This is a genomic window from Arthrobacter sp. RT-1 (assembly GCF_003367205.1).
Lineage (GTDB): Bacteria > Actinomycetota > Actinomycetes > Actinomycetales > Micrococcaceae > Arthrobacter.
Genome location: NZ_QRGQ01000008.1, coordinates 37,162 through 63,659 on the forward strand (window position 1 = coordinate 37,162; position 26,498 = coordinate 63,659).

Below are 26,498 nucleotides of genomic sequence, written 5' to 3' on the forward strand. Positions count from 1 at the left end.
GACGATTAAGGGGCAGTCACGATAAGGAGGTCTGCGATGTGCTATTCATCCAGCAAGGACTTCGGGTGGGGCGTTAAGAAGGAAACCCACCGCCAGCCTGAAGCCAAGCAGGAAACCCCGGCGGAAACTCCGGAGCAGGAAGTCAAGGCACAGGACTACACGTTCTGGGCCTTCCCTAACTGGCGCAGGACGCCACGGCCCAGCACCCCCTCCGGTGAACGGAGCAAGGAAAGGGTCTGACACAGTGCCGGTTCAACATTGTGCCGGTCTGACGAAATGCCGGTCCGGCACAGTGCCGGTTTGACACAGTGCCGAAGTCTCGGAAGGGCCTCCCCGAGGGGCCCTTCCGTTGCGTCCGGGCTTGGCCAGGCAGGGCTTGGTCAAACGGAGCCTTCCGCCGCCGGGCCGCCTGTTGCCGGAGAATGGACGCATGCCCGGTTTCTACGTACACGAAGCCACCCTCCGGTTGGACCCCGCCGCCGACTCAGCGGCGCCCGGAGCTGCGATCACCGTAGCCCTGTGCGGCAGCTGGGAGCACCCCCCGCCGTGCCCGCTCGCCGCCCACCACACTGCCGTCCAACAGGACGGACAGTCCGTGAAGCTGCGGACCGTCTTCGCGGCCGATCCACGGCAGGAAGCCGAGGTCCGCCGTCGTATTGACGCTGCGCTTGCCAAAGGATCTCAGGCCAGCCCGGACGGCATCCTGTCCCGCTGGACGCTGGTGGGGACCAAAGCTGCCGAACTGACCTCGGCGGAGCTCGAGCGCGCGCAACGGATCGCCGGCAGTTAGCAGGCGCGGCGTTGTGCCAGCCGAAACCTCCCCGCTAAGGTGGCATTATAAGCATGCTTATCATCCTGGAAGGGGACGTGAATGAGTGCTGGACAGTACACGCCGGGGACTGACGGACCGATGGAGCCGCGCGACAATGGAACGCCGCCGGCCGACCGGACCGGCACGCCGGGGGTACCCGCCGCGCGCCCCGCAGACTCATCACCTGCCACAACCCCGCCCGCCACGGCAGGTGCCGGCGAACCCAAGGTGACCCGCGCCGGCGTGGTGTGGGCCGCGGTGGTAGCAGCCCTTGCGCTCCTGATCCTGCTGATTATCTTCATCCTGCAGAACCAGGACCTCGTGCTGGTCAGGTTCCTGGGCTTCGAAGGAAGCTTGCCGCTGGGCATGGCACTGTTTATCGCCAGCGTGACCGGCGGGGTCCTGGTAGCGGCGGCAGGCGGCGCGCGCATCCTCCAGCTCCGCGCCAATGCCCGTCGGGCACGGGCAACGCAGCGAAGGTAGAGCGCCCCGAAGCATCACAGAGCGGACAGCCACCGCAGGCTCAGAAGCTCCCGAGGGTGCGGTACTTCCCCGCCCGCGCTGCCACCAGCTCGGGAACGGGGATCCCGGCCACGGAACCCAGCTCGTATTCGATGGCGGAGGCCATCCGCCCGCAGAATTCACGGGGCTCCAGCGAGGCGTCGTCGCGTTCATCCACGATGTGGTCCACCAGGCCGTGGGCGTACAGCGACGCAACGTTCACGCCCTGTGCCTGGGCCATGGCAGGGGCAAAGGCCGTGGTCCGGTGGACAATCGCGCTGGCGCCCTCGGGAGGCAGCGGGGACAGCCAGCTGTGCTGGGCGGCGATGGTCCTGTCGGCGGGCAGCAGCGCCAGCGCCCCTCCCCCGGCCCCCTGGCCGAGCAGCACCGAGACCGACGGCGATTCCAGGCCGATCAGCTCGTGCAGCGAGCGTGCGATTTCGCCTGCCAGCCCGCCTTCTTCCGCTTCCTGTGAGAGGGCCGCACCTGCGGTATCGATGACCGTGAGCAGCGGCAGCCGAAGTTCCTCCGCGAGTTTCATGCCGCGCCGCGCCTCCCGCAGGGAGCCTGGCCCCATCCCGGCAGCGTCCTTCCGCAGCGGGCGGGCGTGCCCCAGGACGATGCAGGACTGGCTGCCGAAGCGGGCCAGGGCCAGCAGGAGCCCGGGGTCCTTTTCCCCTTGCCCGGTTCCGTTCAGGGGCAGGGCATCGGTGGCACCGTATTTGAGGAGCTGGCGCAGGTCGGGCCGCCGGGGCCGGCGGGAGATTTCGATCGACGTCCAGGCGTCCACGGGGGCGGGCCGGACGGCCAGGGTGGCAGGTGCGGCAGGCTGGTCAGCCGGCTGGGAGGACTGGTCCGGGCGGGGCGTCAGGATATCCAGCGCCCTGCCCACCAGGTCGGCCAGGTGGTCGGGTTCCACCACGCCGTCGATCAGCCCCTTGTTGAACAGGTTCTCGGCCACCTGCACGTTGTCCGGGAACGCTTCCCCGTGCAGCGCCTCATAGACCCGGGGGCCCAGGAAGCCCAGCAGTGCGCCGGGCTCGGCCACGTTGATGTGCCCCAAAGATCCCCACGAGGCCATCACCCCGCCGGTGGTGGGGTGGCGGAGGTAGACCAGGTAGGGAAGGCCTGCCTGCCGGTGCGCCCGGACCGCGCCGGTGATCTTGACCATGGACAGGAACGCGAGGGTCCCCTCTTGCATGCGCGTGCCGCCGGACGCGGGCCCGGCCAGCAACGGCAGCCCTTCGGCGGTGGCCCGCTCCACGGCAGCCACGATCCGTTCCGCTGCCGCGTGGCCGATGGATCCCGCGAGGAAGGAGAATTCACTGACGATGACCGCCACACGACGGCCGCGGATGAGGCCGGCGCCGGTGATGACGGATTCGTCGGTGCCGCTGCGTTCCCTCGCCTTGGCCAGGTCCCGGGCGTAGTCGTCGGACAGCGCCGGCTCCTGCGCCGGTGTGTCCCAGGAGATGAAGGAGCCCTCGTCCACCACAATGTCCAGCAGTTCCGCGGCGCTGAGGTGCCGCACCTTTTCGGTCGTCGGCATGCTATTTCACCCCTGCGGTGGCGGCAGTTGCATCGGCAGGGACAAGGCCCAGCCACTGCCGGATGGATTCGCCGTCGGCGTCCAGCAGCGGCGGGGCCGCATGCTCGGTGACCGTGGTTTCCGCGGTGTCGCCGGGTGCGAAGAACCGCAGCGGCGGGCCGGGCAGACTGACTTTGCCCAGCAGCGGGTGGTCAACATCCACCACCAGGCCCTGGGACGCCACTTGCTCCCAGGCGTACACCTCGTCCAGCGAGCGGACCTTCCCGGCCGGGATCCCGGCGTCGTTAAGCTTCTGCAGCAGCTCCGCCGCTCCATACTCAGCGAAGACACGCTCGACGGCGGCAATCACCCCGGCGCGGTTCCGCACCCTTTCAGCGTTGCTGGCAAAGCCCGGAGCGGCTGGATCCAGGCCGAAGGCGGCCGCGAAGGAGGCCCACAGCTTTTCGCTGCCGACGCTGATCTGCACGCTGCCGCCCTTGCAGTTGAACAGGCCGTAGGGCGCGATGGACGGGTGGTGGTTTCCCTGGGCCTGTGGCACTTCCCCGGCCACGGTGGTGCGGGTGCCCTGGAAGGCGTGGACCCCGATGAGTGATGCCAGCAGAGAGGTGCGCACCACCTGGCCGTGGCCGGTCCGGCCGCGTTCAACCAGCGCCGCCAGTACCCCGAACGCGCCGTTCATCCCGGCCAGCAGGTCGGCAATGGGGACGCCCACGCGCTGCGGATCGTCCGGACCGGACCCGGTGAGGGACATCAGGCCCGCCTCCCCCTGGAGGATCTGGTCGTACCCGCTGCGCTGCGACTCGGGACCGTCGTGGCCGAAGCCCGTGATGGACAGGATCACCAGCCGCGGGTTGAGTTCGTGCATGGCCGCGGTCGAGAAGCCCAGCCGGTCCATGACGCCGGGGCGGAAGTTCTCGATCACCACATCGGCCCGCTCCAGGAGCCCGCGCAGCACGGCCTGGCCGTCCCCGCTCTTGAGGTCCAGGCTGATGGATTCCTTGTTCCGGTTGCAGGACATGAAATAGGTGGACTGCAGGTCGCCCTCGGGTCCTACGAAGGGCGGACCCCAGCCGCGGGTGTCGTCACCGGTTCCGGGGTTCTCCACCTTGATGACGCGGGCGCCCAGGTCAGCCAGCATCATGCCGGCATGCGGTCCGGCCAGCGCCCGGCTCAGGTCAACGACCGTGTGCCCGGCCAGGGGGCCTTGGGGATTGTCAGCTCTGCTCATGTGCTGGTTCCTTTTCTGAATATGGGATGGGGCCGTGAAGCCGGCCGGTGCGGGGGGCTTGGGGCGGCTACAGCCAGCCGGGGACCACGAGCGCCAGCCAGGCCAGGGCGGGGCCGGCCACGATCACGATGCCGCTGTAGCCGAGGATCTGCTTGTAGAACCGGTCCTTGTCCACGCCCTCGGGCGCGTTGGCCAGGACCAGGGCGCCGTTGGTGGAGAAGGGCGAGACGTCCACGATGGTGGCCGCAACTGCCAGCGCGCAGATCACGCCGACGGCACCAATTTCACCGGTGGACAGGAACGGCACCGCGAGCGGGATAAGTGCGGCCAGGATTGCGGTGGAGGAGGCGAAGGCTGAGACCACGGCACCGATGTAGCAGATGAGGAGGGCCGCGAGGAGGGGCATGCCCATGCCGGCCACGCCGTTGGAGACGAACTCGATGGTTCCGGCTTCCTCCAGCACCCCGACGAATGTCAGCATGCCGCAGATCAGCAGCACCGTGGACCAGCTGATCTTGTTGATGGCACCCTTCTGGGCGGCAGGAGAGACCAGGGCCAGCACGATGGCGATGGTGATGGAGACAAACCCGACGTCAACCTTGAACCCGAGGGCGACGACGGCCAGGGCGATCAGGCCGCCGATGGTCACCAGCTGCGGGATCCGCTGGGACCGTTCCTTGGTGGCGACCACGCCGTCGCCTGCCGGGTCGCGGGGGCCGTACATGCCGGAGCCGAAGCCCTTGAAGGCAACGTCGCCGGCCTTGGCTCCGACGCTGACGGCCATCCGCGCTTCGGCGGCCTGTTCCACGAAGTGGCTCATCTTGGAGGACAGGAGCGCGCGCCCGCCCAGGACCACAAAGAGCACCAGGGCGATGATGATGTTGAAGACCAGGCTGGACAGGAACAGCGCGGTGGGGCTGAAGGCCAGGTCGGTTTTGGCGAGGATGCCGTTCACGGTGACGCCGTACACGGCGATGGGCGAGAAGCCGCCGGCCTGGGCGCCGTGGATGACCATCATGCCCATCAGCAATGGGCTGATCTTGTACTTCCCGGCGAAGCTGAGGGCGATGGGGGCAATGATTGCGACGGCGGCGGGAGACAGCGCGCCAACGGCGGTGATGACTGCGGTGATGGCGAACATCACCCAGGGAATCAGTGCCACCCGGCTTCCCACGAGCTTAACGGCAGCGCGCACCAGAAGGTCGATGGTTCCGTTGTTCTGGGCGATGGCGAACAGGTACGTGACCCCGACGATGGTCAGGAAGAGGCCGCCGGGGAAGTTGGCCAGGATGTCGTTGGTGGACATGCCCAGCACCACGGTGCCGAGCAGGAAGGCGCCAACGAAGGCGAGTGCGCCCATGTTCAGGGGCAGGACGGTGGCAAGCAGGAACATCGCCGCCAGGATGATGATCGACAAGACAGGAGCGGACATCGTTGGTCCTCCATTGGGGAAGAAGAATGTGACGTGAGTAACTGGCTCACTGGACTAGCCTCCTAGACAGTGAGTCTATCTGTCAATAGCTGCCCTGTACTCTTGAAGGAACGACAACGGAGCGAGGGCTTTGTGGAGAAGACATCACGGCTTGGACTGGAGCGGGTGACGCGTCCGCGGCTGTACGAACAGCTGGTGGAGCAGATCCTTGCCTATATCGAGTCAGCCCAGCTGGGGCCGGGCGACCTCCTGCCCGCGGAGCGGGACCTCGCCGAGCGGCTTGGGGTGTCCCGCGCCACCCTGGCCCAGGCCCTGGTGGCCCTTGAGGTCCTGGGCGTCATCGATGTGCAGCACGGCACGGGGGCGGTCCTTGCGCGCCGCCCGAGCGTTGCGTCCGTCATCAAAGGACTGCGTGAGCACCGGAGCCGGTTGCCGGAGATTGTGGAGGCGCGCAGCACCCTGGAGGTCAAACTGGCTGCGCTCGCAGCGGTCCGCCGCAGCGACGACGACCTGAAGGCGATCGACGAGGCCCTGGACGTCATGGCCCGGGAAATCAGCGACGGCGACCGCGGCACCCATGGCGACGAACTCTTCCATCAGGCCATCACGGCTGCGGCCCATTCCTCGGTGCTGGCCCAGCTCATGGCGTTTATCGCGGAGATGATCCTCGAAACACGCATGGAATCGCTGGGCCAGCCGGGCCGGCCCGAGCAGTCCCTTGCCTCGCACCGCAAGATCGCCGATGCCGTCCGGGCGCAGGATGCGGAAGGGGCAGCAGAGGCCATGCTGGCCCACATCGAGCTCGTTTCGGATGTGGAGCTGCTCCGCTAGACGGCGCCCCTCGACGCGAGAGCACAACTCCCCGCCAAACGGTCATTTCCCCCTGGAACGCGCGGGGGAATAGCCCATCCGGAGGGGAATTTTGCGCCGACACGCCGGGCAGTCTGGAGCACCGGACAGCCGAGGGCAATTTCCTGTTCTTATCGGGCCGCAAACCCAGTGTGATGGAACCTACGTTTTATCACCCAAGGAGTTTTGGCCATGGCCGCAGGAAGTACAGCCGTAGAGGCACGTTCAATCGAAATGATTCCGCCCGGCGAGCGCCACGGCAGCCCGCGTGGGCAGTTCACGCTCTGGTTTGGCGCCAATGCGCAGATCACGGCCATCGTGGACGGCGCGCTGGCAGTAGTGTTTGGCGCGGACGCGTTCTGGGCAATAGTCGGCCTGCTGGTGGGCAATGTGGTGGGCGGTGCAGTGATGGCGCTGCACTCGGCGCAGGGCCCCAGGCTGGGCCTTCCGCAGATGATTTCCAGCCGGGCGCAGTTCGGCGTCTACGGGGCGGTGATCCCGCTGGTGCTGGTCATCCTGATGTACATCGGATTCGCGTCGACGGGCACCGTCCTTTCAGGCCAGGCGATCAACCTGATGCTCGGGGTGGAGGCGCCCGCCGTCGGAATCCTGATCTTCGGCGCGGCCACCGCGCTGCTGGCCATCCTCGGCTACAAGTACATCCATGCCCTGGGCCGGATCGCCACGGTAGTGGGACTGGCCGGGTTCCTGTACCTGACGGTGGCGGTCTTCACGAAGTTCGACGTGACGCAGGTGATGATGGTCAAAGGCTTCGAATGGCCCACGTTCCTGACCGCGATCGCCCTCGGCGCCGGCTGGCAGCTGACCTTCGGCCCCTACGTCGCCGACTACTCCCGCTACCTGCCGGCCAGCACGTCCGAGCGGAAGACCTTCTGGTACACCTTCGCCGGATCGGTGGGCGGCGCGCAGTGGGCCATGACCCTGGGCGCGATCGCCGGCGGCCTCTCCGCAGCACAGCTGGGCGGTGACTTCCTGAAAAACCAGGTGGGCTACATGGGCGACCTTGCCGGCGGCGGGCTGATCGCCGTCTTTATCTACCTGATGATCGTCACCGGCAAACTCACGGTCAACTGCCTCAACGCGTACGGGGCCTTCATGTGCGGCGTCACCATCAGCACCGCCGTCAACCGCCGCGACTCGGTGTCCAAAACACTGCGGATCGTGTTCATTGTTGCGGTGATCAGCGCCAGCGTCCTCATCGCCCTCTTCGCCAGCAAGGATTTCCTGAACCTCTTCAAGAACTTTGTCCTGCTGCTGCTGATGGTGTTCACGCCCTGGTCGGTCATCAACCTCGTTGACTACTACAAGATCTCCCGCGACCGCCTGGACATCCCGGCGCTGTACAACCCGGACGGACGGTACGGCCGCTGGAACGCGGCTGCGCTGGTCTCGTATGGAGTCGGCGTCGTGGTCCAGATCCCGTTCCTGGCGCAGGCGCTGTACACCGGTCCCGTCACCAGGTTGCTGGGCGGCGCGGACATCTCCTGGCTGGTGGGGATCGTGGTCACCCTCGCCATCTACTACCCCTGGGCCAAGGCCACCAACCGGGCGCCCGCGGAGTCCATCTACCCGCCCGCTCCGGCGGAGGACAGGGTTCCGCTGGCAGCCGCGGGCAAAGCCTAAAAGCCGGATGCCCTGTCACCTTTGGTCCCTAAAACGGTGTCTTAGGGACCAGACGTGATAGGGCATCCGGGGGGGGTTAGAAGGTGTTCGTCGACGTGGTGCCGGCGTATGCCAGACCGATGATGAGCAGCAGCCAAAAGGCGCCGTAGCCAAGCAGGCACAGGTAACCCAGGACCAGGCCGGTGATGGACATGCCCTTGCCGGACGGCTCCCGCTTGAGCGCCATGTGGCCCGTGACGATCGCCGCGATCTGCGGCAGGAGCAGCCAGCCCATGATCACGGAGGCGATGCCGCACACCATGCTGGCGATGCTCAGGGTTTTGGGCTCGGCCGGCATCCCGTAATAGGCGGGCTGTCCGTACGGACTGGCGGGCTGTCCGTACGGACTGGCGGGCTGTCCGTACGGTGCCTGTTGCGGATAGGCGCCGGCCGGCTGCCCGTACGGATTCCCGCCGTACTGATCGCCACCGTAGTGATTTTCGGGGTACTGATTGCCGGGGTACTGGCTCCCGCCCTGGTTCTGCGCTTCCGAGCCGTAAGGCGGCACGAAGCGGGGCGGTTCATAGCCCGACGGCGGCACGTTGGGTTGCGGAGCTGCCCCCGAGTAGTCAGGCCCCGGATATTCAGGGCGCCGGGCAGGTTGGTCAGTCAAGGTTTCCCCCTAGGATTTTGATTCCCAGCCTACCGCCGAACCGTCCTCCGGAACCCGTCAGTGCACTACAAGCCTGATGGCGAGCACCAGCATCAACACCCCGATGGCCAGGTCCACCCAGCGCCAGGTCCGCGGGCTGCCGAGGACCCCCGCCAGCCTCCGCGCCCCATACCCCAGGGCGGAGAACCAGAGCACACTGCCGGTGACGGCACCGCCTGCGAAGATCCACCGCGTACCGGAGCCCTGCTGGTTAGCCAGGCTGCCCAGCAGCACCACCGTATCCAGGTAGACGTGGGGGTTCAGGAAGGTCAAGGCGACCGCAGTGGCAACCACCGAATGCTTCGATCGCGGAGGCTGCTCGGTCAGCGACGAGGGCTTCAACGCCGCCATGAAGGACCCGACCGCAAACCACAGCAGGTAGGCAGCCCCGCCCCAGCGCAGCACCTCCAGGGCCTCCGGAAAACGGGTGACCAGGGCACCGATGCCGGCAGTGCCGCCAAGAATCAGCAATGCATCGCCCGCCATGCACACGGCCACGACAGCACCGACGTGTTCCCGCCGGATTCCCTGGCGGAGCACAAAGGCGTTCTGCGCCCCGATCGCCACGATCAGCGCGAGGCCGGTCAGAAGTCCCGTTATCCCTACAGTCCACATGCTTCGACGCTAAAGGGACCGCTGGATGAAGACAAATAACAGATTCTACTGTTCCATTAGAATCTCTTCATGAACTTCGAGCACTTGAAGGCACTGACCGCAGTGGTTGACGAGGGGACTTTCGAGGCTGCAGCGGACGCGCTGCGGATCACCCCGTCCGCCGTGAGCCAGCGGATCAAGGCTCTGGAAGCCTCGGTGGGCCAGGTCCTGGTGCGCCGCCGGGTGCCGTGCACGGCCACTGACGCCGGCATGCTTTTGCTCCGCATGGCCCGCCAGGTGCAGGTGCTCGAGGCCGAGGCATCGAACGCCCTGGGCAGCGGCAGGTCGTCCCGGACCCACCTGCCACTGGCCGTCAATGCGGATTCGCTGGCCACCTGGTTCGTTCCGGTTTTGGCAGAGGCCGCCGAATGGGATGACACCACCATCGACCTCCATGTCGAGGACCAGGGATACAGCAGCCAACTCCTGCGGGAAGGGGAAGTGATGGGCGCAGTGACCTCCGATCCCGTTCCGGTGAGCGGCTGCCGGGTAGAGCTGCTGGGGCATATGCGCTACATCCCGGTGGCCGCCGCCGGTCTGCAGGGCCGCTTCACCACGCCGGAGGGCCTGGACTGGGCGGCGATGCCGGTGCTGAAGTTCAACGCCAAGGACACCCTCCAGCGCCAGCTGCTCGATGCCAAAGGTATCGGCCAGCCGCCGCCCACGCACACCGTTCCATCCTCGGAAGGATTCCTCGCCGCTGCCAGGGCCGGGCTGGGGTGGGGAATGATCCCCGAGCTGCAGCTCACCGGAGAGATCGCCGAAGGGTCCCTGGTCCGCCTGGAGGACAGCCATGAGGACGTGGCCCTCTACTGGCAGTCCTGGACATTGGACTCCGAACGGCTCAACCGCCTCACTGCGACCGTCCGGCAGGCCAGCAGCAAGCTGCTGGTTCCGGCCCGCTCCCGGCATGGCACGGAACAGCCGCGGTCACGTGCCGGCCGTGGGGCTAGTACCCCCAGTACGGCAGGATATAAACGGCGAAAATGACGAACGCGGCGAGCAGCGCCAGGCGTCCGGCACCGGCTCCCGCGTGCTGGTGGGCCTTAACGTTCCGGCCCTGCCGCACCCCGGCTGCCTTAAGGTGGCGGCCCGCCGGATGCCGGGCAGAGCTCCCGCTCCTGTTTGTGGTGTGCTTGCCCGCCGCGGGGCCACCTTGGGAAACGGAGTCCTGAGCCGTTGCCTGTTCAGTATCAGCGCCCTTGCCCGCTGGCCCACGTGGCGGGAGGGCCCCCGTTGGGTGGACCACGGTTCCTGGCCGGACGTTCCGGAAGGCCGTGATCCCCGGCTCCTGCTCATGCGTGAGCTCCTGGCCCAGGTGCTCGTACAGTCCCACCACGGCCTGCTGGTCCAGAACGGGCGGCAACGACTCGATGGCCCCCACCAAACGCTGGGATCCCGCGACGGCGACGTCGGAGCTGGTGATGCCGAAGAGGTCCGGCTGCGCGGCCATGCAGATGAGGGGGCGGACCAGCCTGCGATGCGGCGGGTCAACCACCGAGGCCACCGCGGCGCACTGGGCCAGCGCGCCTTCCACCGCCTGGGTCCGGGCGTAGCGTCCCTGCCACAGCACCCCGGAGGCAACGCGCACTTCGCCGGTCCAGTTTTTGGCGTCCACCACCACAACCCCGCCAGGCCCCACCAGGACGTGGTCAAGGTTCGCCTTCGGGCGCCCGGGCCAGTGCACGTCGTGCAGCACATACCAGCCGCGCGGAACCAGCTCGCTCAGCTTGTCCGCCACCACCTGTCCGCCCGCGGCCCCTGCATCCCACGCCTTTGTGGCATGCTCGGCCTGGTCGAGCCGGCGCTTGAGCCTGGCAACCCTCTCAGCGGCCAGCCTGGACTGCTCGGCTGCTCCGTCTCCTGCCCCCATGGCCGTCCCTGCTTCCCTGCCGGAGGGACGACGGCGGCGGGCCGCCGTCGTCCATTGCTTACGGATGTTTTTCCCGGTTTTTCGAACGTAACAGTGCCGGCAGGCCCCGGTATATAAGTACTTTGCGGGGCCTGTACTCAGGTCGGCTACTTGGTTAAAGTCCCACCGGTTCATGACGCGGCGCCGTCACAGGTGCCCGGATTCCGGGCGGTTCGTTTTGACTCCCGCGAGGTTCTGGCATGCTGGTGCCATGGCTAGCCGCGCGGGTACAGTTGCCCAACCCCAGGACCTTGTTGACATTACTGCGCTCCTTGACGCGTATTACGACCTCACCCCGGACCTGGGTGATCCAGGCCAGCGGGTGGTGTTCGGTACCTCGGGCCACCGCGGCTCCAGCCTCAAGGCATCCTTCAACGAGAAACACATCATCGCCATCACCCAGGCCATCGTTGAATACCGGGCGGCGCAGGGCGTCACCGGGCCGCTGTTCCTGGCCAAGGACACGCACGCGCTGAGCGAGCCGGCACAGAACTCCGCACTGGAGGTGCTTGCCGCCAACGGCGTCCAGGTCCTCATCGATGCCCGCCACGGCTACACCCCCACCCCGGCCCTGAGCCACGCGATCCTCACCTATAACCGCAACGCCGGACCCGGCGCTGCACAGGCGGACGGCATCGTGGTCACTCCCAGCCACAACCCGCCGGCTGACGGCGGCTTCAAGTACAACCCCCCGCACGGCGGACCCGCCGATTCCGACGCCACCGGCTGGATCGCCAACCGCGCCAACGAACTGCTTGAGAATGACCTGCGCGGCGTGAAGCGTGTCCAGCTGGCCGATGCGCTGGCCGCGGACACCACCGGCAAGTTCGATTTCCTCAGCAGCTACGTGGACGACCTCCCCTCCGTCCTGAACCTGGACGCCATCCGCGACGCCGGCGTACGGATCGGGGCCGACCCCATGGGCGGCGCAGCGGTGGACTACTGGGGCGAGATCGGCGAACGCCACCACCTGAACCTCACCGTGGTGAACCCCACGGTGGACCCGCAGTGGGCGTTCATGACCCTGGACTGGGACGAAAAGATCCGGATGGACTGCTCATCGCCGGCGGCCATGGCGTCGCTGATCAAGCGGATGTCCGACGGCGGTTCTGCCTTCGATGTGGCCACCGGCAACGATGCGGACGCGGACCGCCACGGCATCGTCACCCCCGACGGCGGGCTGATGAACCCGAACCACTACCTCGCCGTCGCCATTGACTACCTTTACCGGAACCGCAGCGGCTGGAACCCGGCCTCGGTGGTGGGCAAGACCCTGGTGTCCTCCTCGATCATCGACCGCGTGGCCGAAAGCCTGGGGCGCAAACTGGTGGAGGTGCCTGTCGGCTTCAAGTGGTTCGTGCCCGGGCTGCTCTCCGGCGAGGGTGCCTTTGGCGGCGAGGAATCCGCCGGCGCCTCCTTCAACAAGAAGGACGGCAGCGTGTGGACCACGGACAAGGACGGCATCCTGCTGGCGCTGCTCGCCTCGGAGATCACGGCTGTGACGGGCAAGTCCCCTTCACAGCTGTACAAGGGCCTGACCGACCAGTTCGGCGCCCCCGTTTACGCACGCATTGATGCAGCAGCCACCCGTGAGCAGAAGGCGGCGCTCGGCAAGCTGTCGCCGTCGGACGTTACCGCCACTGAACTGGCCGGCGAGGCCATCACCGCCAAGCTCACCGAGGCGCCCGGCAACGGCGCATCCATCGGCGGGCTCAAGGTGGTCACCGAGAACGCCTGGTTCGCGGCGCGCCCGTCCGGCACCGAGGACGTGTACAAGATCTACGCCGAGTCCTTCAAGGGCGAGGAGCACCTCAAGCAGGTCCAGGCCGAGGCCAAGGCGCTGGTGGACGGCGTCATCGCCTAACCGGCCTCCGGTTCCCGGCTCCACAGCCGGAGCACGCGCCGGATGGTGTGGTCACCATCCGGCGCCATGTCCACCAAGGCGATCCGGTCAAGCACGACGGCGTCTCCGGGGTGAAGGCGCTTTACTCCCGCTCCTGCAGCACCGTGGTGCGACACGTGCGGGCGGTAGCCGGAGAGCGTGTGGCGCGGGGTCAGGATGGTGGCGCCCAGGTCCGTGACCGCATGGACGAACTGCTCGTGCAGTGCCTGGAGGGCGGGGTGCGGGTCCACCAGGCTGACGGGCACGGTTCCGTTCCTGCCGAAGGCCGCGTCCTCCCCCACTGTCAGGCCGGCACCGAGGGCAGCGGATGCGTGCGGGCCGGCCTGTTCTGCCAGGCGGACGGCGTCGTCGGCACTGTCCGGAGAGCCGACGTCGAACCTCACCAAAGTAATGTGCAGCGGCCACGCGGACCGCAGGAACACCTGGCCTTCAGCCACCGGCTCGACGAACGCCACGAAGATGAGGTTCCGCATCTGCATAGGCACAGTTTCCCACTCCTTAACCACCGATGCTCTATCACTTATGGTCCTTTCCGGGCGGCCGGAAGGACCATAAGTGATAGAGCATTCGGGGTTTCGACAGGCTCAACCACCGCCTGGGGGGTTAGACGGTGCGGACGACGTCCTCGTAAGCGAACTTGGGCTTGGCTTCGCCCCAGGCGTCCTCGGCCGGCTGGCCGATGTTGACCACCAGGAAGCTCTTCTGGTCGCCGGCCGGGAAGAAGGCCTCGTCGATGGCACCGAAGTCCGCGCCGGTCATGGGGCCGGCCGCGAAGCCGAGCGAGCGGACCGCCAGGATGAAGTAGCCGGCCTGCAGGTGGGCGTTGTTGTTGCCCGTGGCCGCGGCGAGCTCAGGGTTGGCGTCGTACATTGCCTTGGGGGCGTTGTAGCCGGGGAGGAAGTTGTCCCACTGGCCGGCCCAGTCGGTGTCGTAGCTGAGGATGGCCACCAGCGGCGCGGACGCGGTCTTGGCTCGGTTGCCGGGCATCAGGGCGTCCACGAGCTTGGCGCGGGCCTCGTCGGAGCGGACGTAGGTGACGCGCAGCGGCTGGGAGTTGAAGGCGGTGGGGCCGAACTTGGTGAGTTCGTAGATGGCCTGGGCCTGCTCTCCGGTCACTTCCCCCTGGAAGGAGTTGGCGGTGCGGGCCTGGGCGAAAATGGCGTCGACGGCGGCCGGATCGATAACCGCTTCTTCGTGTGCAATGGTCATTGGCATACCTTTCGCTGCGCCGCCCCGCCTGCCGGAGTGGCCTCTCTGCTGTCCATAGTTGCAACTTCAAGTTCTCCCGTCCTCTTCCCGTGACGGTACGTGACCTTCGGCACAGCCCGGCCGGGCGGTATTCTGGTGGCAGTTCATCTTCGCCATCGGCGGCAACCCCCTGTGAAAGGCCCAGCCCATGAGCATGCTCGGAATCAAGTGGAAGCTGCACGGCACCGGCAAATCCATCAAGCCCGGCCACGTGGTGGCGCCTGACGAGCGGCTGGCCTGGCCGCTGACCATCGGCGTGGGCATGCAGCACGTGGTGGCCATGTTCGGCGCAACATTCCTGGTGCCCATCATCACCGGAATGCCGCCGGCCACCACCCTGTTCTTCTCCGGCATCGGCACGCTGCTGTTCCTGGTGATCACCAAGGGCCGCGTGCCCAGCTACCTCGGCTCCAGCTTCGCGTTCATCGCCCCCATCATGGCGTCCCAGCAGCAATTCGGCGTGCCCGGCGCCCTGGGCGGAGTGGTGCTCGCCGGCGCGGCGCTGGCCCTCGTGGGCGCCATCGTGCAGAAGTTCGGCGCAGGCTGGATCAACCGCCTCATGCCGCCCATCGTCACCGGCGCCATCGTGGCGCTCATCGGCCTTAACCTTGCCCCCGCCGCCAAGCAGAACTTCGACGCCGCGCCCGTCACCGCCGTCGTCACCCTCGCCACCATCATCCTGGTCAGCGTCCTCTTCCGCGGGATCCTCGGCCGGCTCAGCATCCTGGTGGGCGTGGTGGTCGGATACCTTGTGGCCATGCTGCGCGGCGAGGTCAGCTACGACAAGATGGAGGCCGCCGCCTGGGTGGGCCTTCCGCAGTTCCAGACCCCCGAGTTCCACATCGGCGTCCTTGGCCTGTTCGTGCCCGTGGTCCTGGTGCTGGTGGCCGAGAACATCGGCCACGTGAAATCAGTGGCCGCAATGACAGGGCAGAACCTCGACGGCGTCTCCGGACGTGCGCTGATGGCCGACGGCGCCGCAACCGTCCTCGCCGGCTTCGGCGGCGGCTCGGGAACAACCACCTACGCTGAAAACATCGGCGTTATGGCCGCCACCAAGGTCTACTCGACGGCGGCCTACTGGGTGGCGGGCATCTTCGCCATCCTGCTGAGCTTCTCCCCCAAGTTCGGCGAACTCGTTGCCACCGTCCCGCCGGGCGTCCTGGGCGGCGCCGCCACCATGCTGTACGGCATGATCGGCATCCTGGGCGTCAAGATCTGGGTCCAGAACAAGGTGAACTTTTCGAACCCCGTGAACCTGACCACGGCAGCCGTGGCCCTGATTATCGGCATCGCTGACTACACCTGGACCATCGGCGAGCTGACCTTTACCGGCATCGCGCTGGGGTCGGCCGCGGCATTGGTGATCTACCACGGAATGAAGGCCATCGCGAAGGCCCGGGGCACTGTAGCTGAGCCGGAGTCCGAACAGGCAGGCCTGCCGCCGGCGGCCAAAGCCGCGGCCAACGCCGCCCCCAAGCGGGCGCCGAAAAAGCGCTAGGCGCTAACTCTGGCAGGCTGCGGAGCGGCCACGGTTAGGCCACTTCGTCCGATTCCTCCCCTTCGACGTTGCGGTCGACGGCGGCGCCTTTCGCGGCGCTGCGCCCGGCCGGGTGGCCCGGGGGGAACGGTCCCGGCCGGCCCAGGCCGAAGATGGGTCCCGGCTGTGGCCGTTTTGCCACCAGGGAATCATCGTCGGGACGGGGGTGCAGGCGCCGCAGCACCCAGGGAAAGAAATACTGCCGCGCCCAGATCAGGTCCTCCGCCCGGGCCTGGGTCCAGCCCTGGGCCGGCAGCGGCCGGGGCTGGAGGGGCTTGAGGGTGTGCGGAACGCCCAGCGCGTTGAGCGTTGCAACCGCTACGGCATGGTGGCCCAGCGGCGAAAGGTGCAGCCGGTCCCGGTCCCACATCCTGCCGTCCTGCAGCTCCGGCAGGCACCACAGGTCCACCACGATGGCGTGGTGCCGCAGGCCAATCCTGTGAAGATGCTCGTTGTAGATGGCCACCCTTCCGCGGATTTGGCTGAACACGGGAATATCGCCCCAGTCCGGCCCCGCGAAAAGGAGGACTGTGGCGCCGGTTCCGGTCACCAGGCCCACGGCCTCATCCATCTTTTCCGCGAGCTTGTCCGGATCGCCGAGCCGGAAGATTACGTCGTTTCCACCCCCGGACATGCCAATCAGGTCCGGCTTCAGGGCCAGCGCGGGAGCCAGCTGGCGGTCCAGGATCTGCCCCAGCAGCATGCCCCGCACGGCAAGGTTGGCGTACGCAAAGTCCGGCTGCCCGTCGCTCAACTCCTCCGCCACCCGGTCCGCCCAGCCCCGGAGGCCGCCCTGGCTGCGCGGTTCAGGGTCTCCCACGCCCTCGGTATAGGAATCGCCGATCACCACGAAGCGGTGCCAGGGGTGCCGTTCCCCCGCCCCGGTGCCGGCCCGCAGGTCCTGCTCTTCGGTCGTCATGCCGTCCTCCTTCGTGGACGCGACGGCGGGCGCTGCTTCTTTGCGGCCCCCGCCCCGGGTGGCATTTGTGGCTGTTGATCCAGCTCGGCCGGCGCAGGCAGGCGCCAGTCCACCGCGCCGTCGGGTATGTCCTGCTGCGGCTGTGGAGGCTCTGCGGCGGGCCGGTCTGCCAGGGGCAGGTCCATTGCCGGCCCGCCCATTCCCGCTGCCGCTCCGGGCACCACCACGTTCAAGGCGGCGTCCCGCAGGTCCAGTTCATGGTGCAGCGCCTGCGTCTGCAGGAACCGGAGGGCACCCTCCCGGCTGAGGCCGTACTCGTTCATCAGGCTGCGCACGGCCAGGTCCACCAGCACCAGCGAGCTCTGCACCACGGCGATTCCCGCCGTCGCTTCCGCCCGCTCGGCCACCCTGACCACCACGCGCAGGGCGCGGGCCACCTGCTGCACGTAGTTGCGGCTCCGCAGGAGGTCGTCGCTGGTGAACGTGTGGGGCTCGGAGCCGTAAAGGTTGATGGCCGCGCTCGCCCCGCCTTCGGAGACGATGGGCGCGGACAGGAGCGACTGGACGCCGTGGCCCGCGGCCGCACTGGAGTACCCCGGCCAGCGCCTGTCCCGGCTGAGGTCGGAGAGCAGGACGAATTCGCCCGTCCGCAGCGCCTCCATGACCGGGCCGTCCGCAAAGGAGCACTGCTCCCGGTCCGCCTCGCGCGCCTGGTCGGTACTGGCGGCAAGCGTGTGCGCCTTACCCAGGCGGAAGAGGGTGGCCGCCCAGCTGATGCCGCGGCTTTCACCCTTGATGTCCGTCATGAAGTCACGGGTGACTTCCCAGAGGTAGGTCTCGACGTCCTTGCTGTCGAATACCGGCTCCGGTGGCATTGGAAGAGGTCCCCAGCCAACCTGCCCCGAGGGTTCAGCGGCCATACTCCATGCCTTGCTTGAAGCGCTTCGGCCTACTGCAAAACCTTGTTCTAAGAATACGTCCCCCAGCCACGATGGCGGGAGCCCGGCGGGACTTTGGCTGCCTCAGACCCACACTTGGTAGCCGGTGGACTTGTCGAAGAGCCGGCGCGTACTGATGCCCGCACCGGCTATCCACAGGACCGAATCGTCTTCCGAGGCCTGGTCAACCACCCCGGTCATGACGTGCTCGCCCAGCAGCCACACTTCAACGGTGTGGCCGGTCAAGCGCGCCCAGTCACCGCGCATTCCACGTCCGTTCTGGCTGCCGGACGTGCCCTTCTTCGTCCTGGTGAGGCTGCCGCCTGCGGAAACCGTGTCTGCGGATGCGCCTGGTTTCATATGTTCCTCCACCGTCCGGGCGCCAGGCTTCGTCATCCTGGGCACCATACGAGCTGATATTTCATTGATATATCAAAAGTCAGCTCAAGTATGTTGCAGGTCACATTTCCTGTCAATGAGGCCCCGGCGTCCGGAGTGCGGCGGCGGCGAAACCTAGGCGCTGAAAAGCGCCTCCCGGACCGCATGCTCGAATCCGCTCACGTGCACCCGCGCCAGGTCGGCAGCCCTGGCCTCGTCACCCTCGATGACGGCGCGGAGCAGGTCGAGGTGTTCGTGCACATGGAGGGAAAGATCCGGAAGTCGGTCGATGACCATGCACCAGATCCTGGTCGCCAGGTTGTCATAGCGGATGAGGATGTCCTCAAGGTGGGGATTCGCTGCTGCCGCGTAGATGCCCTGGTGCACGCGGGCGTCCAGCCTCAGCGTTTCAGTCACCGAGGCGGCGCCGGCATCAAAGGCCTCAACATCTTTGAGGATGGCCCGCAGCTGTGCCCGGACGGCTTCAGTTGCCACCCGCGCAGCACGCGAGGCCGCAAGGGGCTCAAGCTGGGCGCGTATTTCCGAGATGAACGAAAGATCCGTGACGTCCACGCGGGTGGCGAACGTGCCGCGCCGCGGGTAGGTGACCACCAGGCGGTCCAGCTCCAGCCGCTTCAGGGCTTCGCGGATGGGCGTGCGGCCCACGCCAAGGGCTTTGGCAAGAGAGTCATCATTGAGGAGTTCACCGGGCTTGATGTCCAGCATCAGGAGCCGGTCACGGATGCTCTTATACGCCACATCCGCAAGGGACTTCCTGCTGACATCATCAGCCACCGCCAAAGTTTCAAACGCCACGCTAGGACCCCTTCCTCGGGCCAGAAATGACTATTGACCTCACTCATGGACCAGTATACGCTGATCTCCAACCTAATATATCAGTCCGATACACAGGGATATATCTTGAAGGAGGAGGGGACATGACCCTCATGCAAACAGAGTCGTCAGCTGCTGTACTTGCGGCACCGGTCCAGGAGCAGGCGCAGAAATTCGTGCTCACACTGTCGTGCCGCGAGCGCGCCGGGATCGTCCAGGCCGTAACCACCTTCCTGTTCGAGCGGGGCTTCAACATCGACGAACACCAGCAGTTCGACGACAGCCTGCGTGAGACCCTGCACCTGCGCACCGCGTTCTCAGGTTCCCCCGACTACACCCCGGACATGCTCGAAGAAGAGTTCCGTTCCATCGCCGACCGTTTCGACATGAAGTTCAGCTTCCATGACCAGACCAAGCAGCGCGTCCTGGTGATGGTCTCCAAGTTCGGCCACTGTCTGAACGACCTCATCTTCCGTTGGCGCGGCGGCACCCTGGGCGGTGACCTGGTCCTGGTGGTTTCCAACCACGAGACCCACCGCGCCATGGCGGAAGCAGCCGGCCTGCCGTTCATTCACATTCCCGTGACGGCAGACACCAAGGCCGACGCCGAGCGCCGGCTCCTGGACCTGGTGGAGGAGTACAACGTGGACCTGGTGGTCCTGGCCCGGTACATGCAGGTGCTTTCCAACGACCTGTGCCGGTCACTGGAAGGCCGTGCCATCAACATCCACCACTCCTTCCTCCCTGGCTTCAAGGGCGCCCGCCCCTACCACCAGGCCTATGACCGCGGCGTCAAGCTGGTGGGCGCCACCGCCCACTACGTCACCGCAGACCTGGATGAGGGACCCATCATCGAGCAGGAAGTGATCCGCGTGGACCACAGCTATGGTCCGTCGGCATTGTCCACGGTGGGGCAGGATGCGGAAGCACTCGCGCTGTCCCGGGCTGTGCGATGGCACTGCCAACACCGCGTGCTGCTGGATGAGTCCAGCACGGTCGTGTTCCGGTAACCGGCCGCGCCCCATCAACAGACTTAGACACGAACAGCAGCAGGAGCAACCACATGGAATCGTCGCCACGCATTGTCATCATCGGAGCCGGCATCGTCGGCACCAACCTCGCCGATGAGCTCGTCACCAGGGGCTGGAACAACATCACGGTCCTGGACCAGGGCCCGCTCAACATGCCGGGCGGGTCAACCTCCCACGCCCCCGGCCTGGTCTTCCAGACCAACCCGTCCAAGTCCATGGCACTGTTCGCCAAGTACACGGTGGAAAAGCTGCTGTCCCTGACCGAGGACGGCGTCAGCTGCTTCAACCAGGTGGGCGGCCTGGAAGTCGCCACCACGGAGACGCGCCTTGCCGACCTTAAGCGCAAGCTCGGCTACGCACAATCGTGGGGCATCGACGGCAGGATCCTCTCCCGTGAGGAGTGCAAGGAGCTCTACCCGCTGATCAATGAGGAAGACATCCTGGGTGGCCTCCACGTCCCCACCGATGGCCTGGCACTTGCAGCCCGTGCAGTGCAGTTGCTGATCAAGCGCACCGAAGCCGCCGGCGTGAAGTACATCGGCAACACCGAGGTGACCGGTATCGAGCAGGCAAACCGCCGCGTGACCGGCGTCGAGACCTCCGACGGCGTGATCCCTGCGGACATCGTGGTTTCCTGCGCCGGCTTCTGGGGCGCCAAGGTGGGCGAGTTGATCGGGATGTCCGTTCCGCTCCTCCCGCTGGCACACCAGTACGTCAAGACCACCCCGGTACCCGCCCAGAAGGGCAAGAACGAGCTGCCCAACGGCGCCCAGCTGCCCATCCTGCGCCACCAGGACCAGGACCTCTACTACCGCGAACACGGTGACCGGTACGGCATCGGCTCCTACGCCCACCGCCCCATGCCGGTGGACCTCGACGAGCTTGGAAGCTTCAAGCCGAACGAGATCAGCGAGCACAACATGCCCTCACGCCTGGACTTCACGCTGGAGGACTTCCTGCCAGCGTGGGAAGCAAGCAAGCAGATCCTGCCGGCACTGCGGGAAAGCGAAATCGAGGATGGCTTCAACGGCATCTTCTCCTTCACCCCCGACGGCGGTTCGCTGGTGGGCGAATCCAAGGAACTGGACGGCTTCTTCGTTGCCGAGGCCGTGTGGGTTACGCACTCCGCAGGCATCGCCCGCGCCGTGGCCGAACTCCTCGTGGAGGGCAAGTCCCGCATCGACCTGGGCGACTGCGACATCCACCGGTTCGAGGACGTGCAGCTCACCCCCGAATACGTCAGCGAGACCTCGCAGCAGAACTTCGTGGAAATCTACGACGTCCTCCACCCGCTGCAGCCCAAGCTCTCCCCCCGCAACCTGCGGGTCAGCCCCTTCCATGCCCGGCACAAGCAGCTGGGCGGGTTCTTCCTGGAGGGCGCCGGATGGGAGCGTCCCTACTGGTTCGAAGCCAACGCAGACCTCCTCAAGGAGATGCCCGCCGACTGGCAGCCGCCCGCCAGGGATGCCTGGTCCGGAATGTTCAGCTCCCCCATCGCCGCAGCCGAAGCGTGGAAGACCCGTACCGCCGTCGCCATGTACGACATGACCCCCCTCAAGCGCCTTGAGGTTTCCGGCCCCGGAGCCCAGAAGCTGCTGCAGGAACTGACCACCGCGGACATGTCCAAGAAGCCCGGCGCCGTCACCTACACCCTCCTGCTGGACCACGCAGGCGGCATCCGCAGCGACATCACCGTGGCCCGCCTGAGTGAAGACACCTTCCAGCTCGGAGCCAACGGCAACATCGACACCGCCTACTTCGAGCGGGCAGCCCGGCACCAGACCGAAAACGGCACGGCCAGCGACTGGGTCCAGGTCCGCGACACCACCGGCGGCACCTGCTGCATCGGCCTCTGGGGCCCGCTCGCACGCGAAGTGGTGGGTGCGGTCAGCAGCGACGACTTCTCCAACGACGGGCTGAAATACTTCCGGTCCAAGAATGTGGTCATCGGCGGCGTGCCGGTCACGGCCATGCGCCTGTCCTACGTTGGCGAACTGGGCTGGGAGCTCTACACCAGCGCGGACAACGGCCAGCGCCTCTGGGACGCGCTGTGGAAAGCCGGCCAGCCCTTCGGCATAATTGCAGCCGGCCGGGCAGCTTTCAGCTCCCTCCGCCTGGAAAAGGGCTACCGCTCCTGGGGCACCGACATGACCACCGAACACGACCCCCTCGAAGCAGGCCTGGGATTCGCCGTCAAGATGGCCAAGGACAACTTCGTGGGAAAGGCAGCCCTGGAAGGCCGCACCGAGGAGAACTCCGCCCGGCGCCTGCGGTGCCTCACGGTCGACGACGGCCGGTCCATCGTGCTGGGCAAGGAACCTGTGTTCTACAAGGACCAGGCAGTGGGCTACGTGACGAGCGCCGCGTACGGCTACACCGTGCGCAAACCGATCGCCTACGCCTACCTCCCAAGCGCCGTGTCAGTGGGCGACTCCGTGGAGATTGAGTACTTCGGACGGCGCATTGTTGCCACCGTCACCCAGGATCCGCTGTACGACCCCACCATGACCCGGCTCCGCGGCTAAGCCATGATCAGCGAAGAGACGATCGGCAGCTACCTCACGCGGCTCGCCTCACGGCAGCCCACCCCGGGCGGCGGCGCGGCAGCCGCGCTGCACGCCGCCCAGGGTGCAGCCCTGGTGGCCATGGTGGCCCGCTACACCACAGGCGGCAAGTACGAGCAGCACGCCGCCCTGGTGCAGCGGATCACGCAGGCCGCGGACGATCTGGTCAATGAGGCAGTGGGCCTGGCCGACGCCGATGAGCAGGCCTTCCAGGCTGTGATCGACGCCTACAAGCTCCCCGCGACGACGGACGAACTCAAGGCCGCGCGCGCCGCCACTATTGACGCCGCGCTCGTCCAGGCGGCACAGACACCGGCGCACCTCGTCACGGTTGCCGGTGCCGTAGTGGAGCTCGCAACGGAACTGTTTGACGTCGCGAACGCGAACGTCATCAGCGACGTCGCGGCCGCCGCGGACGCCGCCCGCGCAGCCGCAACCACCGCACGGGTGAATATCGACATCAACGTGGTGGCCATCAAGGACCCCGGGGCACGCGCAGGGCTGGTCCAGCGGACGGACGGCCTGGAGGACAAAGTGGTCATGGCCGCCGACACCCTTGCGGCACGCGTACGTGAAAGGATCCTTCGTTGAGCACTGAAACCGCGACATTGTCGGGAACGTCCCTCGCCGGGATCATCCGCGAAAGGACGCAGGACGAGGCCCGGACCCTGGAACAGCACGGCGTGCGTCCCGTCCTTGCGGTGGTTATGGCCACCGATGACGAATCGACGCGCTGGTACGTGCGCTCCATTGAGCGCGCGGCAGAACGCGCCGGCATTGGCTGCCGGGTCCTCGACCTGGGCCATGACGCCACCGAGCAGGTGCTGGCCAGCGTCCTGCGGGACCTGGCCGCCGAGCCATCCGTGAACGGCATCATCCTGCAAACGCCGCTTCCCGCGGGGGTGCAGGCGGACGCCCTGGTGGGACTCATCGCGCCGGAGAAGGACATTGACGGAGCCAACCCGCTGAGCCTCGGCAGGCTGGCCGTGGGCCAGCCCGCGTTCGCACCGGCCACCGCCCGGGCCGTCGTCGAGATCCTTGACCACTACGCCGTCCCGGTGGCGGGCCGGAACGCCGTGATTGTTGGCCGGTCCGCCGTGGTGGGAAAGCCGCTGTCCCTGTTGCTGCTGGAACGCGACGCGGCGGTCACGGTCTGCCATTCCAGGTCGGGTCCGCTCGGGACCTACACCAGGGAGGCGGACATCGTGGTGGTGGCCGCCGGACGGACAGGCCTGCTGACGGGCAGTGACGTTTCCGAGAAGACGGTAGTGGTCGACGTCGGCACGAACGTCCTTGCCGACGGTTCGCTGGTAGGCGATGTGGACGGGAACAGCGTCCGCGGCGTCGCGGCTGCGCTGACCCCTGTCCCCGGAGGTGTTGGCTCGGTGACCACCGCCCTGCTGCTCCTGCACACGGTGGAAGCAGCCCGGAACCAGTCAGGGTCGCTGATTGCCGAATCCGGCGTCCTCCAGGCGGCCGGCTAAAACACATGGACCTGATGGTCCCGTTTCCGTAAATGGTGCTTCGGTGGGCCTAAAACCTGGGGAGGTATTCCTCATCGAAGCACCACTTTCGGAAACGGGGCCATTTTCCGTGCCTGCCGATATTCAGCGCAATGAGAGGGAGCACCGATGCTCACCGAGGAACTCGTATTCCAACCTTCTGATTCCCGCGCAGCGGTTGTCCGTAATGGGTCTCCCACCTGGGCTGAAGCCCGGCAGCTCGCCTTCGACTGCGCCAGGCCGCTCCCGCCGGCGAGCCTGCCCCTGGCTGACGCAGCCGGCCGTGTCCTCACCCGGGATGTCACTGCACTGCAGGACCTTCCGCACTATGCATCATCAGCCATGGACGGCTGGGCCGTGAACGGCCCGGGCCCCTGGCTTCTTCCGGAGGACAACCCTTCACCGCAGCACGCGACGCTGCCGGCGGACCAGGTGCTCTTACCGAACCGGGCACGCGTCATTGCCACCGGGGGACTGGTACCGGACGGCGCCGGCGCCGTCCTGCGCAAGGAAAGCGGCCAGGTATCCACGGACGCCGCAGGCAGGCACGTTCTCACGCTGCGTCTAGATGCGCGCCAGGGAGAGCCGCATCCCGGCCAGCACATACGTCCGGCCGGTGAGGAGGCAAGGGCAGGCAACGTGCTGCTGCCAGCCGGTACTGTCCTCAACCCTGCGCACCTCGCCCTGGCGGCCGTAGCAGGCCACGACGAAGTCCCGGTCCACGCCCGGCCCGCAGTCGCCGTCGTACTGACGGGGGCGGAAGTGGTGACGCACGGCGTTCCTGCACCGGGACAGGTCAGGGACACCTTTGGCCCGCAGCTGGGCACGGTAGTCGGGCAGCTCGGAGGTACTGCCGGCCCTCCCGTGAGGATCGGCGACTCGTTCAGCGAGTGGCTCGCCGCCCTGGCGGACGGTGCCGCGCCGGCCGCTGAACGGCCCGACGTTATCATCACAATAGGCGGGACCGGCAAGTCCGGGACGGACCACTTCCGCGCGGCCATAGCCGCGCTGGGCGGCGAACTGCTGCTGGACGGGATCGCCATGCGCCCCGGCCACCCCGCCGTGCTGGCCGGACTCCCGGACGGCCGCTTCGTCGTCGGACTGCCCGGAAATCCCCTGGCGGCCATGATGGCGCTCCTGACCATCGGTGCACCGCTGCTGGCTGCCCTCGGAAACCGGCAGCTGCGGCCGCTGGACCAGGTGCTGTCCGGCAGTGACATCGAACCGGACGCGGGACGTACCCGGCTCATCCCCTGCAGATACCTTTCCGGGCTGGCGTTTCCGCTCCAACACACGGGTCCGGGCATGATGCGCGGCCTGGCATGGGCGGACGGCGTTATGGCCGTTCCCCCATGCGGTGTTCAGTCAGGCGAACCTGTCCCCGTCCTCCCTCTTCCCTGGACACAGCCAGGTGAGACCATAGATTCCACGAACAGTCAGGGATACACGCCATGGCCCGTATGACCCAGCGCCGGAAGATCCACCGTTTCCACCTGGATGGATCAGCCACCGAGTTCCCCGTCCGGTTCAAGGAGGATGTCCTCGCCGCCGAGGAGCCACTGGAAATCCGGCTGGCAGGACAGTCCTTTGCCGTCACCATGAGGACTCCCGGCGACGACTTTGACCTCGTGGCCGGTTTCCTCGTCTCGGAAGGCGTCATCCGCCAGCAGTCAGACCTGGTGTCGCTGCGCTTCTGCGCCGGCAGGAACGGGGATGTGCAGACCTTCAACGTGGTGGATGCCCAGCTGGGACCTGGCGCGGCCATTCCGGACACCATGCGGCACGTCTACACATCAAGCTCCTGTGGCATCTGCGGGACCGAATCCATCGACGCCGTCCGCAAGACCCTGCACTTCGACCCCTCCGGGGACGGGCTGCGGGTTCCCGTGGACCTCCTGGCCGGGTTGCCGGAAAGGTTGCGGGAGGCCCAAGCCGTGTTCGACAAGACCGGCGGCGTCCATGCAGCGGGCCTGTTCAGGATGGACGGGGATGAACCTGAACTGCTGTGCCTGCGCGAGGACGTGGGCCGCCACAACGCGGTGGACAAAGTAGTGGGCTGGGCGCTGCGGGAGGGGCTGCTGCCGCTGCGGGGCACCGTCCTGCAGGTCTCGGGCCGCGCCTCGTTTGAGCTGGTCCAGAAGGCCGCCCTGGCGGGAATCCCGGTCCTGGCTGCCGTTAGCGCGCCTTCCAGTCTTGCCGCGGACCTTGCTGCCGAGACCGGGGTGACCCTGGTGGGATTCAGCAGAGGGCACAGCCTCAATGTTTATGCCGGCCGGGAACGGATCGGACGTCCCGGCAGGGTGGCCGTTGAGGCGGCGTCCTGCGCAACATGAATCACGACATGCAACAGTGTGTTTCGGGCGTTTAACG

General features: G+C 66.9%; 26 protein-coding genes. 14 read left to right on the forward strand and 12 right to left on the reverse strand.

Annotated features, from left to right (window positions below):
- Window positions 1-36 precede the first annotated feature (36 nt).
- From DXK94_RS09190 to DXK94_RS21390, 3 genes are all read left to right on the forward strand, one after another.
- Entirely contained in the window at window positions 37-240 is a 204-nt protein-coding gene (locus DXK94_RS09190) for a hypothetical protein (RefSeq protein ID WP_115524725.1), read from the forward strand.
- A gap of 190 nt (window positions 241-430) precedes the next feature.
- A complete protein-coding gene (locus DXK94_RS09195; protein WP_115524726.1) occupies window positions 431-790 on the forward strand; it encodes a hypothetical protein in 360 nt (119 codons plus the stop codon).
- Window positions 791-871: 81 nt separating this feature from the next.
- Window positions 872-1,294 (forward strand): lipopolysaccharide assembly protein LapA domain-containing protein, encoded by a 423-nt coding sequence (locus DXK94_RS21390; protein WP_181884784.1) that lies wholly within the window; start codon window positions 872-874, stop codon window positions 1,292-1,294.
- Between the two features lie 40 nt (window positions 1,295-1,334).
- Here the strand turns inward: DXK94_RS21390 and DXK94_RS09205 are convergent, their stop codons facing one another.
- The 3 genes from DXK94_RS09205 to DXK94_RS09215 all read right to left on the reverse strand — a co-directional run bounded on the left by DXK94_RS09205 (window position 1,335) and on the right by DXK94_RS09215 (window position 5,521).
- Window positions 1,335-2,861: a carboxyl transferase domain-containing protein gene (locus DXK94_RS09205; protein ID WP_181884785.1), complete on the reverse strand. Its 1,527-nt coding sequence runs from the start codon at window positions 2,859-2,861 to the stop codon at window positions 1,335-1,337.
- Between the two features lies 1 nt (window position 2,862).
- Window positions 2,863-4,089, reverse strand: a complete 1,227-nt coding sequence (locus tag DXK94_RS09210; protein ID WP_115524727.1) for a CaiB/BaiF CoA-transferase family protein — start codon at window positions 4,087-4,089, stop codon at window positions 2,863-2,865.
- A 67-nt stretch (window positions 4,090-4,156) separates the two neighbouring features.
- Window positions 4,157-5,521, reverse strand: a complete 1,365-nt coding sequence (locus DXK94_RS09215) for an SLC13 family permease (RefSeq protein ID WP_115524728.1) — start codon at window positions 5,519-5,521, stop codon at window positions 4,157-4,159.
- 132 nt (window positions 5,522-5,653) lie between these two features.
- On the opposite strand from DXK94_RS09215, the gene DXK94_RS09220 reads away from it, so the two are divergent.
- Window positions 5,654-6,352 carry a FadR/GntR family transcriptional regulator gene (locus DXK94_RS09220; RefSeq protein WP_115524729.1) on the forward strand — a complete coding sequence of 233 codons (699 nt, stop codon included), beginning with the start codon at window positions 5,654-5,656 and terminating at the stop codon, window positions 6,350-6,352.
- 210 nt (window positions 6,353-6,562) lie between these two features.
- Window positions 6,563-8,014, forward strand: a complete 1,452-nt coding sequence (locus DXK94_RS09225) for a cytosine permease (RefSeq protein ID WP_115524730.1) — start codon at window positions 6,563-6,565, stop codon at window positions 8,012-8,014.
- Window positions 8,015-8,090: 76 nt separating this feature from the next.
- Here DXK94_RS09225 and DXK94_RS09230 read toward each other — a convergent pair whose 3' ends face one another.
- Together DXK94_RS09230 and DXK94_RS09235 are read right to left on the reverse strand one after the other, a co-directional pair.
- On the reverse strand, window positions 8,091-8,666 hold the full coding sequence (locus tag DXK94_RS09230; protein ID WP_115524731.1) for a DUF4190 domain-containing protein: 576 nt from the start codon (window positions 8,664-8,666) through the stop codon (window positions 8,091-8,093).
- A gap of 57 nt (window positions 8,667-8,723) precedes the next feature.
- Entirely contained in the window at window positions 8,724-9,320 is a 597-nt protein-coding gene (locus DXK94_RS09235) for a LysE/ArgO family amino acid transporter (RefSeq protein ID WP_115524732.1), read from the reverse strand.
- Window positions 9,321-9,389: 69 nt separating this feature from the next.
- On the opposite strand from DXK94_RS09235, the gene DXK94_RS09240 reads away from it, so the two are divergent.
- Window positions 9,390-10,349, forward strand: a complete 960-nt coding sequence (locus DXK94_RS09240; protein WP_115524733.1) for a LysR family transcriptional regulator ArgP — start codon at window positions 9,390-9,392, stop codon at window positions 10,347-10,349.
- On the opposite strand, the gene DXK94_RS09245 is transcribed toward DXK94_RS09240, so the two are convergent.
- The gene (locus DXK94_RS09245) at window positions 10,309-11,232 is read right to left on the reverse strand and encodes an NERD domain-containing protein (RefSeq protein ID WP_115524734.1); all 924 of its coding nucleotides are present in this window, start codon (window positions 11,230-11,232) and stop codon (window positions 10,309-10,311) included. The genes DXK94_RS09240 and DXK94_RS09245 overlap by 41 nt on opposite strands.
- A gap of 250 nt (window positions 11,233-11,482) precedes the next feature.
- Between DXK94_RS09245 and pgm the strand changes: the two genes are divergently transcribed.
- Entirely contained in the window at window positions 11,483-13,135 is a 1,653-nt protein-coding gene (pgm, locus tag DXK94_RS09250; RefSeq protein ID WP_115524735.1) for a phosphoglucomutase (alpha-D-glucose-1,6-bisphosphate-dependent), read from the forward strand.
- Here the strand turns inward: pgm and DXK94_RS09255 are convergent.
- Window positions 13,132-13,653 (reverse strand): 2'-5' RNA ligase family protein, encoded by a 522-nt coding sequence (locus tag DXK94_RS09255; protein ID WP_258868501.1) that lies wholly within the window; start codon window positions 13,651-13,653, stop codon window positions 13,132-13,134. The genes pgm and DXK94_RS09255 overlap by 4 nt on opposite strands.
- Before the next feature lie 124 nt (window positions 13,654-13,777).
- A complete protein-coding gene (locus DXK94_RS09260; RefSeq protein ID WP_115524736.1) occupies window positions 13,778-14,383 on the reverse strand; it encodes a malonic semialdehyde reductase in 606 nt (201 codons plus the stop codon).
- A gap of 187 nt (window positions 14,384-14,570) precedes the next feature.
- Here DXK94_RS09260 and DXK94_RS09265 point away from each other — a divergent pair, with 187 nt between their 5' ends.
- Complete coding sequence (locus DXK94_RS09265) at window positions 14,571-15,923, forward strand: uracil-xanthine permease family protein (protein ID WP_115524737.1); 1,353 nt, start codon at window positions 14,571-14,573, stop codon at window positions 15,921-15,923.
- Between the two features lie 34 nt (window positions 15,924-15,957).
- Here the strand turns inward: DXK94_RS09265 and DXK94_RS09270 are convergent, their stop codons facing one another.
- The 4 genes from DXK94_RS09270 to DXK94_RS09285 form a co-directional block, all read right to left on the reverse strand.
- Window positions 15,958-16,881, reverse strand: a complete 924-nt coding sequence (locus DXK94_RS09270; protein ID WP_115524738.1) for an SGNH/GDSL hydrolase family protein — start codon at window positions 16,879-16,881, stop codon at window positions 15,958-15,960.
- Entirely contained in the window at window positions 16,878-17,801 is a 924-nt protein-coding gene (locus DXK94_RS09275) for a GAF domain-containing protein (RefSeq protein WP_115524739.1), read from the reverse strand. Before DXK94_RS09275 ends, DXK94_RS09270 begins: the two co-directional genes overlap by 4 nt.
- A gap of 102 nt (window positions 17,802-17,903) precedes the next feature.
- Entirely contained in the window at window positions 17,904-18,179 is a 276-nt protein-coding gene (locus DXK94_RS09280; protein WP_258868497.1) for a hypothetical protein, read from the reverse strand.
- Window positions 18,180-18,332: 153 nt separating this feature from the next.
- Window positions 18,333-19,013, reverse strand: coding sequence for a GntR family transcriptional regulator (locus DXK94_RS09285; RefSeq protein ID WP_115524740.1), 681 nt, complete (start codon window positions 19,011-19,013; stop codon window positions 18,333-18,335).
- A gap of 122 nt (window positions 19,014-19,135) precedes the next feature.
- Here DXK94_RS09285 and purU point away from each other — a divergent pair, with 122 nt between their 5' ends.
- The 6 genes from purU to fdhD all read left to right on the forward strand — a co-directional run bounded on the left by purU (window position 19,136) and on the right by fdhD (window position 26,461).
- Window positions 19,136-20,041: a formyltetrahydrofolate deformylase gene (purU, locus tag DXK94_RS09290; protein WP_115524741.1), complete on the forward strand. Its 906-nt coding sequence runs from the start codon at window positions 19,136-19,138 to the stop codon at window positions 20,039-20,041.
- Between the two features lie 53 nt (window positions 20,042-20,094).
- Window positions 20,095-22,587: an FAD-dependent oxidoreductase gene (locus DXK94_RS09295; protein ID WP_115524742.1), complete on the forward strand. Its 2,493-nt coding sequence runs from the start codon at window positions 20,095-20,097 to the stop codon at window positions 22,585-22,587.
- A 3-nt stretch (window positions 22,588-22,590) separates the two neighbouring features.
- On the forward strand, window positions 22,591-23,217 hold the full coding sequence (locus tag DXK94_RS09300) for a cyclodeaminase/cyclohydrolase family protein (RefSeq protein ID WP_115524743.1): 627 nt from the start codon (window positions 22,591-22,593) through the stop codon (window positions 23,215-23,217).
- On the forward strand, window positions 23,214-24,110 hold the full coding sequence (locus DXK94_RS09305; RefSeq protein ID WP_115524744.1) for a bifunctional 5,10-methylenetetrahydrofolate dehydrogenase/5,10-methenyltetrahydrofolate cyclohydrolase: 897 nt from the start codon (window positions 23,214-23,216) through the stop codon (window positions 24,108-24,110). The genes DXK94_RS09300 and DXK94_RS09305 overlap by 4 nt, the downstream gene beginning before the upstream one ends.
- Window positions 24,111-24,257: 147 nt before the next feature.
- Entirely contained in the window at window positions 24,258-25,592 is a 1,335-nt protein-coding gene (locus tag DXK94_RS09310) for a molybdopterin molybdotransferase MoeA (RefSeq protein ID WP_115524745.1), read from the forward strand.
- On the forward strand, window positions 25,580-26,461 hold the full coding sequence (gene fdhD / locus DXK94_RS09315; protein WP_115524746.1) for a formate dehydrogenase accessory sulfurtransferase FdhD: 882 nt from the start codon (window positions 25,580-25,582) through the stop codon (window positions 26,459-26,461). Before DXK94_RS09310 ends, fdhD begins: the two co-directional genes overlap by 13 nt.
- The last annotated feature ends 37 nt before the right edge of the window (window positions 26,462-26,498 follow it).

Coding starts and splice junctions, on each gene's coding strand:
- DXK94_RS09190 (WP_115524725.1), top strand. CDS start 37: ATGTGCTATTCATCCAGCAAGGACTTCGGGTGGGGCGTTAAGAAGGAA.
- DXK94_RS09195 (WP_115524726.1), top strand. CDS start 431: ATGCCCGGTTTCTACGTACACGAAGCCACCCTCCGGTTGGACCCCGCC.
- DXK94_RS21390 (WP_181884784.1), top strand. CDS start 872: ATGAGTGCTGGACAGTACACGCCGGGGACTGACGGACCGATGGAGCCG.
- DXK94_RS09205 (WP_181884785.1), bottom strand. CDS start 2,861: ATGCCGACGACCGAAAAGGTGCGGCACCTCAGCGCCGCGGAACTGCTG.
- DXK94_RS09210 (WP_115524727.1), bottom strand. CDS start 4,089: ATGAGCAGAGCTGACAATCCCCAAGGCCCCCTGGCCGGGCACACGGTC.
- DXK94_RS09215 (WP_115524728.1), bottom strand. CDS start 5,521: ATGTCCGCTCCTGTCTTGTCGATCATCATCCTGGCGGCGATGTTCCTG.
- DXK94_RS09225 (WP_115524730.1), top strand. CDS start 6,563: ATGGCCGCAGGAAGTACAGCCGTAGAGGCACGTTCAATCGAAATGATT.
- DXK94_RS09235 (WP_115524732.1), bottom strand. CDS start 9,320: ATGTGGACTGTAGGGATAACGGGACTTCTGACCGGCCTCGCGCTGATC.
- DXK94_RS09240 (WP_115524733.1), top strand. CDS start 9,390: ATGAACTTCGAGCACTTGAAGGCACTGACCGCAGTGGTTGACGAGGGG.
- DXK94_RS09245 (WP_115524734.1), bottom strand. CDS start 11,232: ATGGGGGCAGGAGACGGAGCAGCCGAGCAGTCCAGGCTGGCCGCTGAG.
- pgm (WP_115524735.1), top strand. CDS start 11,483: ATGGCTAGCCGCGCGGGTACAGTTGCCCAACCCCAGGACCTTGTTGAC.
- DXK94_RS09255 (WP_258868501.1), bottom strand. CDS start 13,653: ATGCAGATGCGGAACCTCATCTTCGTGGCGTTCGTCGAGCCGGTGGCT.
- DXK94_RS09260 (WP_115524736.1), bottom strand. CDS start 14,383: ATGACCATTGCACACGAAGAAGCGGTTATCGATCCGGCCGCCGTCGAC.
- DXK94_RS09265 (WP_115524737.1), top strand. CDS start 14,571: ATGAGCATGCTCGGAATCAAGTGGAAGCTGCACGGCACCGGCAAATCC.
- DXK94_RS09270 (WP_115524738.1), bottom strand. CDS start 16,881: ATGACGACCGAAGAGCAGGACCTGCGGGCCGGCACCGGGGCGGGGGAA.
- DXK94_RS09275 (WP_115524739.1), bottom strand. CDS start 17,801: ATGGCCGCTGAACCCTCGGGGCAGGTTGGCTGGGGACCTCTTCCAATG.
- DXK94_RS09280 (WP_258868497.1), bottom strand. CDS start 18,179: ATGAAACCAGGCGCATCCGCAGACACGGTTTCCGCAGGCGGCAGCCTC.
- purU (WP_115524741.1), top strand. CDS start 19,136: ATGACCCTCATGCAAACAGAGTCGTCAGCTGCTGTACTTGCGGCACCG.
- DXK94_RS09295 (WP_115524742.1), top strand. CDS start 20,095: ATGGAATCGTCGCCACGCATTGTCATCATCGGAGCCGGCATCGTCGGC.
- DXK94_RS09300 (WP_115524743.1), top strand. CDS start 22,591: ATGATCAGCGAAGAGACGATCGGCAGCTACCTCACGCGGCTCGCCTCA.
- DXK94_RS09310 (WP_115524745.1), top strand. CDS start 24,258: ATGCTCACCGAGGAACTCGTATTCCAACCTTCTGATTCCCGCGCAGCG.
- fdhD (WP_115524746.1), top strand. CDS start 25,580: ATGGCCCGTATGACCCAGCGCCGGAAGATCCACCGTTTCCACCTGGAT.